The sequence below is a fragment of the Streptomyces sp. NPDC107654 genome, from assembly GCF_055639035.1.
In genome coordinates, this window is record NZ_JBVKBI010000001.1 from 97,989 (window position 1) to 110,601 (window position 12,613).

A 12,613-nucleotide genomic window follows, 5' to 3' on the forward strand; every position below is an offset into this window, starting at 1 on the left:
GCATGGCACCCGAAGAGCCCACACACGCCCGAACCCCGCAGAAACCGGGCCGAACCTCCTCGTACACCCTCGCCGACCGCGTCACCGCCGCCCTGGTCGGTGCCGCCGTGGGCGACGCCCTCGGCGGTCCGGTCGAGGGCTACACCCCCGAGCAGATCACCGAGCGCCACGGCGGCCGGGTACGCGGCGTCGTCGGCCCCTGGCACGGCGACGCCTGGCGCACCGCCCGCCCCATCGCGCCGTACCACAAGGGCGACGGCCACGTCACCGACGACACCCTGATGACACACGCGCTGATCCGGGTCTACGACCGGGTCCGCGACCACCTCGACGCCTACGCGATCGCCGACCACCTGGTCCCCGACCTGATGACGACCCCGCGCTGGATCCCCGAGCTGGAGGCGGATGCCCTGCCGTTGCACCGCCTCTTCCTCGCCGAGAAGTGGCTGGTGGCCCGGCTCGCCTACGGTCACACCGACCCCCGGGAGGCGGGCGTCGGCAACATCGTCAACTGCGGTGCCGCGATGTACATGGCACCCGTCGGCCTGGTCAACGCGGCCAACCCGGCCGGCGCCTACGCCGAGGCGCTGGACGTCGCGGGCGCGCACCAGTCGTCGTACGGCCGTGAGGCGGCCGGGGTCCTCGCCGCCGCCGTGGCCGCCGCGGCCGGTCCCGGCGCGACCCCGGACTCGGTGGTGGCCGCCTGCCTCTCCCTGGCCAGGGACGGCACCCGCACCGCGATCGAGAGGGTCTGCGAAGTCGCCGCCCGGTACCGGGACTTCGAGGCGGCGCTCGGTCCGCTGCGCGCGGCGGTGGCCCCGTACGACACCGTCGGCCCGGACTACCGCGCCCCCTCCCTCGCCGCCCGCCGCCCCTCCCGGCTGCACTCCGTCGAGGAACTCCCCGTCGCCCTGGGCATGCTGGTCGTCTCCGGCGGCGACTACCGGCACGCCGTGCTCGGCTCGGTCAACTACGGCCGTGACTGCGACTCGATCGCCACGATGGCCGGTGCCCTCGCGGGCGCCCTCGGCTCACCCCCACCCGAGGAGTGGGCGAAGACGGTCGCCGACGCCAGCCGCCTGGACCTGTGGGCGCCGGCCCGGACGCTCACCGAGGTCACCCACGAGATCTTCGACCGGGACGTCCGCCGCCGGCGCGCCCACGAGGAGGCGTTCACCGCGCTCGGAGGCCGCCCGTGCTCCGGCTGACCTGGGTCCAGCCGGAGGACCTGCTGGGCCACGAGCTGCGCCAGGCCCGCCTGGACGGGCGCGAACCGGCGGCGATCGAGGCCCGCTGGCGAGCGGCGGGCGGCCCGGACGCCCCGGAGCGGGCGGGCGCGTCCGCGCACCGCGCGTCCCGCTACCTGCGGCTGCTGGCCGAGGACCTGCTGGACGAACTCGCCGACCTGCCCAGCCGCTTCGCCGAGGACGAGCCGACGGACCTGGCCCGCATCCGGTCCCGGTGCCCGCACTGGCCCGCCGGAGGGTCCGCCACCGCGCCGGACCCGCGCGCCCTGGAGGCCGCCTGGCTCGGCCGGGCCGTCGGCTGCCTCCTCGGCAAACCGGTGGAGAAGCTCCCCCTGGACGGCATCCGCGCCCTCGCCCGGGCCGCCGGGAACTGGCCCCTCACCACCTACTTCACCGGCAGGGGGGTTCCCGAGGACCTCCTGCGCGCACACCCCTGGAACCGCCGCTCCGCCGCCACCTCCCTCGCCGAGAACATCGACGGCATGCCGCAGGACGACGACCTCGACTACCCCCTGCTCAACCTCCTCCTGCTCCAGCGCCACGGCAGGGACTTCACCACCGACGACGTCGCCCGGCTCTGGCTGGAGGAACTCCCGCCCGGCCGCGCCTTCACCGCCGAGCGCGTCGCGTACCGCAATCTCCTCGCCGGTGTCGAGCCCCCGCACACGGCCCGCCACCGCAACCCGTTCCGCGAGTGGATCGGCGCCCTGATCCGCGCGGACATGCACGGCTGGAGCAACCCCGGCGACCCGGCCGCCGCCGCCGAACAGGCACACCGCGACGCGGTCCTCACCCACACCGCCAACGGCGTCTACGCGGCGATGTTCGCGGCCGCCGCCATCGCCGCGGCCGCCACCGGCACCCATGACGTCCACACCTGCCTGCGCACCGGCCGCGCGGTGGTCCCGGCCCGCTCCCGCCTGGCGAAGGCGATCGACCACGCCGTCCACCTGGCCACGACGACCGGTGACTTCGACGACGTGGTGGACGCGCTCCACGCCCGCCACGCGCCCGGCCACCACTGGGTCCACGCCGTCCCCAACACCGCGCTGACCGTCGCCGCCCTCACCCATGCCGACGGCGACTTCACCGGCTCCGTCTGCCGTGCCGTGTCGGGCGGCTGGGACACCGACTCCAACGGCGCGACCGCCGGCAGCATCGCCGGTCTCCTCGCCGGCACCCCCGACGCGCTGCCCGACCGCTGGCGGTTCCCGCTGAAGAACCGGCTCGCCACCACCGTCGCCGACTTCGACGGCACCGGCTTCGACACCCTCGCCCACCTCACCCACCTGGAGGCGATCCGCCCATGACCCATATCGCCGTCCTCGGCAGCATCAACATGGACCTCGTCACCTACGTCGCCAAGGCCCCGCAGCGCGGGGAGACCGTGACGGGGCGGGAGTTCCGTACGATTCCCGGCGGCAAGGGCGCCAACCAGGCGGTCGCCGCGGCCCGCGCCGGCGCCACCGTCTCGATGATGGGAGCGGTCGGCAACGACGCCTACGGCGCACGGCTGCGCGACACCCTCGAACACTCCGGCGTGGACACCGACTTCCTGCGCACCGTGGAAGGGCCGTCCGGCACCGCGCACATCGTGGTGGACGACGAGGGTGGCAACGCGATCGTCGTCGTCCCCGGCGCGAACGGCACCGTCGACCACCTCTCCCCCGGCGACGAGGGGGTGATCGCCACCGCCGACGCCCTGCTGCTGCAACTGGAGATCCCACTGGCCGCCGTCGTCGCGGGCGCGGAGGCGGCCCGCCGGCACGGCGTCCGTACGGTCCTCACCCCGGCGCCGGCCCAGCCGCTTCCCCCCGAACTCCTGCGCGCCACCGACCTGCTGGTGCCGAACGAGTACGAGGCCGTCACCCTCACCGGCCGCACCGACCCGCGCGAGGCGGCGGCCGCCCTGCTGGAGCAGGTGCCGCAGGTCGTCGTCACTCTGGGCGCCACGGGCTGCCTGTACCTGGCCCGGGGCACCGTCCCCCTCGTGGTCCCCGCGCCCCGGGTGACCGCCGTGGACTCCACCGGTGCGGGCGACACGTTCGTCGGCGCGCTCGCCGTTGCCCTCGCCGAGGAGAGACCGGTACGGGAGGCCCTGTCCTGGGCGGCCGCCGCGGCGGCGGTCTCCGTCCAGCGGGAGGGCGCGTCGGTGTCGATGCCGTACCGACCGGAGATCGAGGCGCAGTACAGCGCATGAGGACGACGACACGGACCCCCTTCGCGCTCGACGGCCTGCGCGTACTGGACCTGGCGACCCTCTTCGCCGGACCGATGGCCGCCACCCTGCTCGGGGACTTCGGCGCCGAAGTGATCAAGGTCGAGCACCCCCGGCGGCCCGACCCGTCCCGGGGCCACGGCCCGGCCAAGGACGGCGTCGGCCTGTGGTGGAAGGTGCTCGGCCGCAACAAGCGGAACCTCACCCTGGACCTGTCCACGCGCGGCGGCCGGACGACCCTGCTGCGGCTCGCCGCCACCGCCGACGTGGTGATCGAGAACTTCCGCCCCGGCACCCTGGAGAAATGGGACCTGGGCTGGGCCGAGCTGTCCGCGGCCAATCCCCGGCTGGTGCTCGCCCGGGTCACCGCCTTCGGCCAGTTCGGCCCCTTCGCGCGCCGCCCGGGGTTCGGCACCCTCGCCGAGGCGATGAGCGGCTTCGCCGCGGTCACCGGCGAACCGGACGCGCCCCCGACGCTGCCCCCGTTCGGTCTCGCCGACTCGATCGCGGGCCTGGCGACCGCGTACGCCGTGCTGACGGCACTGGCGGCGCGCGAGCGCACCGGCGCCGGGCAGGTGGTCGACATGGCGATCATCGAACCGATCCTGTCCGTCCTCGGACCCCACCCCACCTGGTACGACCAGCTCGGCTACGTCCAGGAACGCACCGGCAACCGGTCCGCGAACAACGCCCCCCGCAACACCTACCGCACCGCCGACGGCTGCTGGATCGCCGTCTCCACCTCCGCGCAGTCGGTCGCCGAGCGGGTGCTGCGGCTGGTGGGCCGCCCGGAGCTGACCGAGGAGCCGTGGTTCGCCACCGGCACGGGCCGGGCCGCCCACGCCGACGTCCTGGACGAGGCGGTCGGCTCCTGGATCGCCGGCCGCACCCGCGCCGAGGTGCTCGCCGCCTTCGAGAAGGCGGAGGCCGCGGCGGCGCCGGTGCAGGACGTCCGGGACGTGCTGGCGGACCCCCAGTACCAGGCCCTGGACACGGTCACCACCGTGGACGACCCGGAGCTGGGTCCCCTGCGCATGCAGAACGTTCTGTTCCGCCTGTCCGCCACGCCCGGCGCGATCCGCTGGGCCGGCCGTCCGCACGGCGCCGACACGGAGGCCTTGCTCACCGAACTGGGCCTCGGCCCGGCCGACATCGCGGCCCTGCGCGCGGAGGGCGCCCTGTGACCGGGTTCCCGCTGACCTGGCTGTACGCCCCCGGCGACCGCCCGCACGTCGTGGCCAAGGCCCTGGCGGCGGGCGCCGACGTGGTGGTGGTCGACCTGGAGGACGCGGTCGCCCCGGCCCGCAAGGGCTACGCCCGCACGGCGACCGCGGAACTCCTCACGGAGCCCCAGCCGGTTCCGGTGCACGTCCGCGTCAACGCCCCGGACACCCCCTGGGCCGCGGACGACCTCGCCGCCCTGGCCGGCCTGCCCGGGCTGTCCGGGCTACGGCTGCCGAAGGTGACGAGCCCGGCCCAGGTACGGCAGGTCGCCGTGGCCACCCCGGTGCCCCTCTACGCGCTGCTGGAGTCGGCCCTCGCCGTCGAGCAGGCCTACGCCATCGCCACCGCCCACCCCGCCCTGAGGGGCATCGCCCTGGGCGAGGCGGACCTCCGGGCCGACCTGGGAGTACGGGCCGACGCGGGTCTGGACTGGCCGCGATCCCGGGTGGTCGTCGCCGCGCGCGCGGCGGGGCTGGCCCCACCGTCCCAGACCGTCCACCCGGACATCCGCGACCTCGACGGCCTGTCCGCCTCCTGCGCCCACGGCCGCGCCCTGGGCTTCCTGGGCCGTGCCGCGATCCACCCCCGCCAGCTCCCGGTGATCGAGCGGGCCTATCTGCCCACGGCGGCGGAGATCGAGCACGCCGAGACGGTCATCAAGGCGGCCTCGGCCGAAGAGGGCGCCCAGGCCCTCCCGGACGGCCGCTTCATCGACGCGGCGGTGGTGGCGATGGCCCGGCGCACCCTGTCCCTGGCGGGCAGAGCGTACCGAGCCGACGGCTGAGGTGCTTCGCGTCGCAGCGGCGACCGGCCCCGCCGGCGCAGACCCGGCGGGGCCGCGTCCACCGCGGCCGGTCGCCGGCACACGCCGAGGGCGCCCGGCCGTTTCCGTGCGGCTGCCGCCGCGTGGCCGGGCGCCCTCGGCGCAGTGATGACCAGCGGTCAGCTCTTCCTGGCCGACTCCGCCTCGTCCTTCGGCGACCCCTCGGAGTCCCCGGCCTTCTCCTCCCCCTCGTCAACAGCCTGCGCGGCCTCGGCCGAACCACCGGAGGCGCTCTCCGCCGAACCACCGGAGGCACCCTCGGCCGAACCACCGGAGGCGCTCTCCGCCGAACCAGCGGAGGCACCCGGCTCCACCACCGCTTCCCGGCCCGGCCGCTTCTTCGACGACACGACGATGTACGCCACCGCCAGCAGGAAGACGATCAGGGCGGTCCAGTCGTTGAGGCGGAGGCCCAGGATGTGGTGGGCGTCGTCCACCCGCATGTACTCGATCCAGCCGCGGCCCACGCAGTACGCGGCGACGTAGAGGGCGAACGCCCGGCCATGACCCAGCTTGAAGCGGCGGTCCGCCCAGATGACCAGCAGACCGACGCCGATGCACCACAGGGACTCGTAGAGGAAGGTCGGGTGGTAGTAGCCCGGGACCCGGCCGCCCTCGGAGGAGGTGATGTGCAGCGCCCAGGGCAGATGCGTCTCCCGGCCGTAGAGCTCCTGGTTGAACCAGTTGCCCCAGCGGCCGAGGGCCTGCGCGAAGGCGATGCCGGGCGCGACCGCGTCGGCGTACGCGGGCATCGGCACGCCCCGGCGCCGCGCGCCGATCCACGCGCCGAGCGCACCGAGCGCGATCGCGCCCCAGATGCCCAGGCCGCCCTCCCACACCTTGAAGGCGTCCACCCAGTCGCGGCCCTCGCTGAAGTACAGCTCGTAGTCCGTGATCACGTGGTAGAGCCGGCCGCCGACCAGGCCGAACGGCACGGCCCAGACGGCGATGTCGGCGACCGTGCCGGACTGCCCGCCACGGGCGATCCAGCGCCTGTTGCCGAACCAGACGGCGACGAAGACGCCGATGATGATGCAGAAGGCGTAGCCGCGCAGCGGGATGGGGCCGAGATACAGCACCCCGTGCGACGGGCTGGGGATATAGGCAAGGTTCATGGCAGGTCCGACGCTACCGTGCCGGGCCGTGGGGACGGCAAGCAGCCCGGCTACGGGTCCATAACGGGGCGTGAGAAACGCTTACCGTCGGTCGGCGTCCTCCACCATCTGCTTGAGCTTGGCCGGGGTCATCGTCTGGTCCTGGTAGATGTTCTTGCCGCCGAGCAGGACCGTGGGCGTGCCGGTGAGGCCGCCGGTCCGGAAGGCCTCGTTGGACTTGTTCACCCAGGTGTCGTGGGTGCCGTCCTTGACGCACCTGCGGAAGGCGGGGGTGTCGAGGCCCTTCACCTTGCCGGCCAGCTTGATCAGCGTGTCGTTGTTCGCGAAGGCGTCGTCGGTCTCCTTCGGCTGGTTCGCGTACAGCACGTCGTGGTAGTCACGGAACCTGCCGGCGTCCTGGGCGCAGGCCGCGGCGTTGGCGGCGCGCAGCGAACCGCTGCCGCCGAGGTTGCCGTCGATCAGCCGGACCAGGTGGTACTCGACTCTGAGCTTGCCGGCGTCGGTCAGTTCGTGGAGTGTCGGGCGGTACGCCACCTCGAAGGCCTGGCAGGCCGGGCAGCGGAAGTCCTCCCAGACGGTGAGCGTCGACTTGGCGCCGTCCTTGCCGACCGGGAGGGCGAGGCTGTCCTTGCCCTGTGCGCCCGAGGGTGCCACGGCCGGGCCGGCGCTGCTCTTCTTGTCCTTGCCGGCGTTCGCGGCGAGGACGCCGATCACCGCCGCGAGGCCCAGGACGCAGACGACGCTCGCGCCCACGATCAGCGCGCGCCGTCGCCTCTCCGCGGACTTCTGCTTCTCGCGCTCGACCGCCAGCCGCTCCCGGGCGGTGCGCTTTCCGTCACGGTTCTTCTCGCTCACACCCCCAGAACGAACCGGGGAGGCGCAGCGCGCCTCCCCGGCCCGAGGTCCACCCGTTCGAGTGATCGAATCATCCGGGACGGGACATGCAGCGGACGGTGAGGCCCGTCCGCTGGGACCTTCTACGCCTGTCCGCGCACGCCCTTCGCCAGGTCCCCGGCCAGTTCGCGGACCGCCGCGATGCCGGAGGCGTGGTCGGGGGCGTCCAGCATCCGCTTCACGAACGCCGAACCGACGATCACGCCGTCGGCGAAGCCGGCGACCTCGGCGGCCTGGGCCTGGTTGGAGACGCCGAGCCCGACGCAGACGGGCAGCTCGGTGCCCGTGCCGCGGGTGCGCCGGACCAGGTCCTGGGCCTGCTCGCCGACCGACTCACGGGTGCCGGTGACGCCCATCAGCGAGGCCGCGTAGACGAAGCCGCTGCCCGCCGCGGTGATCTCGGCGAGGCGCTCGTCCCTGCTGCTCGGCGCCACGACGAAGACCGTCGCCAGGCCGTGCTTCTCGGCGTGCTCGCGCCACAGCGCCGACTCCTGCACCGGCAGGTCGGGCAGGATGCAGCCCGCGCCGCCCGCCTCGGCCAGCTCGGCGGTGAAGCGCTCGACGCCGTAGCGGTCGATGGGGTTCCAGTAGGTCATGACGAGTACCGGCTTCCCGGTGGCCTCGTACGCCTCCCGGACCGTGCGCATGACGTCGGCGATCTTCACACCGCCCCGCAGGGCGAGGTCGTCGGCGGTCTGGATGACCGGGCCGTCGAGGACCGGGTCGCTGTGCGGCAGGCCCACCTCGACGATGTCGGCACCGCCGTCCAGGACGGCCTTGACCGCGTCGATGCCGCCGTCCACGGTCGGGAAACCCGCCGGGAGGTAGGCGATGAGCGCGGAGCGTCCCTCGGCCCTGGCGGCGGCGAGGGTGTCGGTCAGCAGCTGGATGGTCCCGCTCACTTGGCGTCCCCCTCGATCTCGGCGGTGTCGGCCGCGTTGGCGGCCACCTCGGCGTCGGTGTCGTACAGGCCGAAGTAGCGGGCGGCGGTGTCCATGTCCTTGTCGCCGCGGCCGGACAGGTTGACGACGATCAGGCCGTCCCTGCCCAGCTCCTTCCCGACCTCCAGGGCTCCGGCCAGCGCGTGGGCGCTCTCGATGGCCGGGATGATGCCCTCGGTCCGCGACAGCAGGCGCAGTGCCTGCATGGCGGCGTCGTCGGTGACCGCGCGGTACTCGGCGCGACCGCTGTCCTTGAGGTAGGAGTGCTCGGGGCCGATACCCGGGTAGTCGAGACCGGCCGAGATCGAGTAGGGCTCGGTGATCTGGCCCTCGTCGTCCTGCAGGACGTAGGACCGGGAGCCGTGCAGGATGCCGGGCTCGCCGGCGGTGAGGGTGGCCGCGTGCTCGCCGGTCTCGATGCCGTGGCCGGCGGGCTCGCAGCCGATGAGGCGGACACCCTCGTCGGGGATGAAGGCGTGGAAGAGGCCGATGGCGTTGGAGCCGCCGCCGACGCAGGCGATGGCCGCGTCCGGGAGGCGGCTGGCGCGCTCCAGGAGCTGGCGGCGGGCCTCGACGCCGATGACCCGGTGGAAGTCGCGGACCATGGCCGGGAAGGGGTGCGGGCCGGCGACCGTGCCGAACAGGTAGTGGGTGTGGTCGACGTCGGCGACCCAGTCCCGGAACGCCTCGTTGATGGCGTCCTTGAGGGTGCGGCTGCCGGACTTCACGGCGACGACCTCGGCGCCGAGCATGCGCATCCGGGCGACGTTGAGGGCCTGGCGCCGGGTGTCGACCTCGCCCATGTAGATGGTGCAGTCGAGGCCGAACAGCGCGCAGGCGGTGGCCGTCGCGACGCCGTGCTGGCCGGCGCCGGTCTCGGCGATGACCCGCGTCTTGCCCATGCGCTTGGTGAGCAGGGCCTGGCCGAGCACGTTGTTGATCTTGTGGGAGCCGGTGTGGTTGAGGTCCTCGCGCTTGAGGAACACGCGGGCGCCGCCGGCGTGCTCGGCGAAACGGGGGACCTCGGTGAGCGCCGACGGACGGCCGGTGTAGTTGACCAGCAGGTCGTCCAGCTCGCGGGCGAACTCCGGGTCGTTCTTGGCCTTCTCGTACTCGACGGCGACCTCGTCCACGGCGGCGACGAGGGCCTCCGGGATGAACTTGCCGCCGAACGCGCCGAAGTAGCCCTCGGCGCTGGGGATGTGACCCTCGGGGTCGGGAATGAAGTAGTCGCTGGGCATGCGGAAACCTCACGGTGAGTGTGCGGAAAAGACACTGATCGCCGTGGGGGCGGGGTTGTCGTACGGCCTCAGGCCGTGTGGGGTCGCTCGTGCGCGCGCGGCGACAGCCGCACCTCGGACAGGGCCCCGCGCCCCTTGGGGGCGCGCTGCCATCGCATGCCGTTGACCTGCCCGGGTTCGTCACCGATGACGTACCGCACCCGACGCCCGTGCACGCGCCTCGCGGGCGCACGGCAACCACGGGGCCGGCAGCCGCGCGCGAGGCGGGCGTACGGGTCCCTGGTCGGGTGGGTGGTCTCCGTGGTCATCGCGGTCAGCCTACCGGGGTTCAGCTCCGCCCGTGGCGCAAAGCGGGATGTTCGCCGGCCGCCACCAGATCGGCGACCGCCGCCTTCGGGTCGCGCCCGGTCACCAGGGACTCGCCGACCAGTACCGCGTCGGCGCCGGCGTTGGCGTAGGCGATCAGGTCGTGCGGGCCGCGCACGCCGGACTCGGCGACCTTGACGATGTGGTCCGGGATCTCGGGGGCGACCCGCTCGAAGGTGCCTCGGTCGACCTCCAGCGTCTTCAGGTCGCGCGCGTTGACGCCGATGATCCTGGCGCCCGCGTCCACCGCCCGCTCGACCTCGTCCTCGTCGTGCACCTCGACCAGCGGCGTCAGGCCGATGGACACCGCCCGCTCGATCAGCGACTCGAGGGCCGGCTGGTCCAGGGCGGCCACGATCAGCAGCACGAGGTCGGCGCCGTACGCCCGGGCCTCCCAGAGCTGGTACGACGTGACGATGAAGTCCTTGCGCAGGACGGGGATGTCCACGCGCGCGCGGACGGTCTCCAGGTCGGCGAGCGAACCGCCGAAGCGGCGCTGTTCGGTGAGGACGGAGATGACGGCGGCGCCGCCCGCCTCGTAGTCCGCGGCGAGTCCGGCCGGGTCGGCGATCGCGGCCAGCGCGCCCTTGGAGGGGCTGGAGCGCTTGACCTCGCAGATCACCTTGACGCCGTCGCCCTTGAGCGCGGCCACCCCGTCCTTGGCGGCGGGGGCCTTCGCCGCACGCTCCTTGAGCTCGTCGAGGGTGACGCGTGCCTGCCGCTCCGCGAGGTCGGCACGGACTCCGTCGATGATCTCGTCGAGCACACTCACGCGAGCGGCCCCCTTCCAGACGGTGGTTCCTTCAGGTTCTGAAAACCCGTGGTCAATGCGATGGTATCCGCACGAACGCCCTGGCTTCGCATCCGGCGGAGGCCGGTCCCACTACCTGGACATTCGTCGTTCGATCAAGGGTGGAGCCAGCCACCGAACGGCAGGTTCCGGACGACGGTGAACGTCAGCAGCGCCGCTCCGAGGGCCCACAGCCGGGCCGTTCCGAGCCCGATCCGCACCGGCCGGCCGCGCGCCGCACGGGCCGTCCAGAGGGTCCACAGCACGCCGAATCCCAGGCAGGCCACCACAGCGAGCGCGTTGTCGCGCAGCGCGGCGAGCAGATCGCCGTGCACGAGGGCGTGTGTGCCGCGCAGTCCGCCGCAGCCCGGGCAGTACAGCCCGGTGAGCTGGTACAGCGGGCAGACGGGGTAGTGCCCGGGCTGGTTCGGGTCCACGGCCCCCACGTACGCGAGGGCCCCGGACACGGCCGCGAGCAGCGCCACCGGTACGGCGATCCGCCGCCGGACGGGGACGGGGGGCGCGGCCGGTCGGCTGGAGACGTTCACGCGGGCATTCTCCCCCGCCGGTCACGACCCCGCCTCACGGGCGCGCGCCCCTGCCTCTGCCGCATGCGCCTGCCTCGGGGGCGAACGCGAGGGGCGGTCCGCAGCACCCCTTCGGATGCCGGACCGCCCCTCGCGACAACCCGGGACTCAGCTCTTCGCGGCCGCCGGCTCGCGCGTCGCCGCAGGGGCCGTGTGCGGCAGGGAGCGGGCCTGCTTCGGCTGGCCGAGGCCCATGGCGCGCATGATGCCGCCGACCACGCCCCCGAGGAGGATCAGCGCCATGCCGGCCCAGAAGCCGACGGGCTGGGCCATCACCATGAAGGCACCCGCGACGCAGAAACCGATGAAGGCGATGATGACACCGGTCCAGGCGGCCGGGGTGTGACCGTGGCTGCTGCCCGCCATGACTTGCTCCTCGTTGCTGTCTGTGTGTCGTACGAGCCGGACGCTCGTCGTCCATTGTCCCGTACGCGTGCGTGTGCCGGACGCGGGGGTGGCGTCTGGTTCACCACATCCCCACCGCGCGTCCGGGGTTCAGGCGCCCGTGGGGTCCTCGCCCCGGTCCAGGGCCTTCCAGATCTCCTCCGGGCGCTCCGGGTCGGCCGGGCGGGCGCCGCGCCGCGGGCGGGCGGTGCCGCGCTCGTAGCGCCCGGACATCGCGGGCCACAGGCCGCCGTAGCGCAGGGCGAGAAGACCGGCGAGCAGGATCAGCAGGCCGCCGGCGGCCGCGACGTAGGGCCAGGCGGTGTGGGTGAGCGCGTCGACCGTGGCGGAGGTGTCGCCGCTGGCCTTGGCGGCCTGCTCGTCCAGGGCGGAGCCGTCGGCGGCGGCCGCCAGGGCCGCGGCGGCGATCCCGGCGCCGGACAGCGTGAGCAGCCCGGAGACGAGGAGCCGGCCGGCACGGCGGACGGCGAAGACGGCGACGAGGGCGGCGAGGCCCACTATGGCGAGGGCCGCGGGGACGCCCGTGACGTCGCTGCCCTTGGCGGTCAGGGGGAACGCGCCGCCGGCCACCGTCGCGGTGCCCTCCGCCCAGCGCTGCCGGGTCGCGAGCAGCGTCACGGCCGCGCCGAGCGCACCGCACAGGAGGGCCACGGCGAGGCTCCGCCGGCCGGACCGGACGGTCGCGGCGGCTTCGGAACGGGGGTGAGGTACAGCAGTCACGTACTCCACTATCGCCTGAACCCCGGGCGAACCGTCACCCGG

At 73.9% G+C, this 12,613-nt stretch carries 14 protein-coding genes; 5 read left to right on the plus strand and 9 right to left on the minus strand.

Going from position 1 to position 12,613, the window contains the following annotated elements:
* Positions 1-2: 2 nt before the first annotated feature.
* The 5 genes from ACZ7N4_RS00420 to ACZ7N4_RS00440 are packed head-to-tail and all read left to right on the plus strand — an operon-like array spanning position 3 to position 5,473.
* Positions 3-1,208 carry an ADP-ribosylglycohydrolase family protein gene (locus tag ACZ7N4_RS00420; RefSeq protein ID WP_471352062.1) on the plus strand — a complete coding sequence of 402 codons (1,206 nt, stop codon included), beginning with the start codon at positions 3-5 and terminating at the stop codon, positions 1,206-1,208.
* Positions 1,196-2,557, plus strand: coding sequence for an ADP-ribosylglycohydrolase family protein (locus tag ACZ7N4_RS00425; RefSeq protein ID WP_471352065.1), 1,362 nt, complete (start codon positions 1,196-1,198; stop codon positions 2,555-2,557). Before ACZ7N4_RS00420 ends, ACZ7N4_RS00425 begins: the two co-directional genes overlap by 13 nt.
* On the plus strand, positions 2,554-3,447 hold the full coding sequence (gene rbsK, locus ACZ7N4_RS00430; protein WP_471352067.1) for a ribokinase: 894 nt from the start codon (positions 2,554-2,556) through the stop codon (positions 3,445-3,447). Before ACZ7N4_RS00425 ends, rbsK begins: the two co-directional genes overlap by 4 nt.
* Positions 3,444-4,649 carry a CaiB/BaiF CoA transferase family protein gene (locus ACZ7N4_RS00435; RefSeq protein WP_471352070.1) on the plus strand — a complete coding sequence of 402 codons (1,206 nt, stop codon included), beginning with the start codon at positions 3,444-3,446 and terminating at the stop codon, positions 4,647-4,649. The genes rbsK and ACZ7N4_RS00435 overlap by 4 nt, the downstream gene beginning before the upstream one ends.
* Positions 4,646-5,473: an HpcH/HpaI aldolase/citrate lyase family protein gene (locus ACZ7N4_RS00440; RefSeq protein ID WP_471352074.1), complete on the plus strand. Its 828-nt coding sequence runs from the start codon at positions 4,646-4,648 to the stop codon at positions 5,471-5,473. Before ACZ7N4_RS00435 ends, ACZ7N4_RS00440 begins: the two co-directional genes overlap by 4 nt.
* 158 nt (positions 5,474-5,631) lie before the next feature.
* Here ACZ7N4_RS00440 and lgt read toward each other — a convergent pair whose 3' ends face one another.
* The 9 genes from lgt to ACZ7N4_RS00485 form a co-directional block, all read right to left on the minus strand.
* On the minus strand, positions 5,632-6,627 hold the full coding sequence (gene lgt, locus ACZ7N4_RS00445) for a prolipoprotein diacylglyceryl transferase (protein WP_471352078.1): 996 nt from the start codon (positions 6,625-6,627) through the stop codon (positions 5,632-5,634).
* Between the two features lie 81 nt (positions 6,628-6,708).
* Positions 6,709-7,482: a DsbA family protein gene (locus tag ACZ7N4_RS00450; RefSeq protein WP_471352081.1), complete on the minus strand. Its 774-nt coding sequence runs from the start codon at positions 7,480-7,482 to the stop codon at positions 6,709-6,711.
* A gap of 122 nt (positions 7,483-7,604) precedes the next feature.
* Complete coding sequence (gene trpA / locus ACZ7N4_RS00455) at positions 7,605-8,423, minus strand: tryptophan synthase subunit alpha (RefSeq protein WP_471352082.1); 819 nt, start codon at positions 8,421-8,423, stop codon at positions 7,605-7,607.
* The gene (gene trpB / locus ACZ7N4_RS00460; RefSeq protein ID WP_471352085.1) at positions 8,420-9,703 is read right to left on the minus strand and encodes a tryptophan synthase subunit beta; all 1,284 of its coding nucleotides are present in this window, start codon (positions 9,701-9,703) and stop codon (positions 8,420-8,422) included. The genes trpA and trpB overlap by 4 nt, the downstream gene beginning before the upstream one ends.
* A gap of 68 nt (positions 9,704-9,771) precedes the next feature.
* Positions 9,772-10,011, minus strand: coding sequence for a tryptophan biosynthesis modulator TrpM (gene trpM, locus ACZ7N4_RS00465; RefSeq protein WP_471352087.1), 240 nt, complete (start codon positions 10,009-10,011; stop codon positions 9,772-9,774).
* A gap of 20 nt (positions 10,012-10,031) precedes the next feature.
* A complete protein-coding gene (gene trpC / locus ACZ7N4_RS00470; RefSeq protein WP_471352090.1) occupies positions 10,032-10,841 on the minus strand; it encodes an indole-3-glycerol phosphate synthase TrpC in 810 nt (269 codons plus the stop codon).
* 134 nt (positions 10,842-10,975) lie between these two features.
* Positions 10,976-11,407 carry a DUF2752 domain-containing protein gene (locus ACZ7N4_RS00475; protein WP_471352094.1) on the minus strand — a complete coding sequence of 144 codons (432 nt, stop codon included), beginning with the start codon at positions 11,405-11,407 and terminating at the stop codon, positions 10,976-10,978.
* A gap of 147 nt (positions 11,408-11,554) precedes the next feature.
* Positions 11,555-11,812, minus strand: a complete 258-nt coding sequence (locus ACZ7N4_RS00480; protein WP_471352097.1) for an HGxxPAAW family protein — start codon at positions 11,810-11,812, stop codon at positions 11,555-11,557.
* Positions 11,813-11,941: 129 nt separating this feature from the next.
* A complete protein-coding gene (locus tag ACZ7N4_RS00485; protein WP_471352099.1) occupies positions 11,942-12,580 on the minus strand; it encodes a TIGR02234 family membrane protein in 639 nt (212 codons plus the stop codon).
* Positions 12,581-12,613 lie beyond the last annotated feature (33 nt).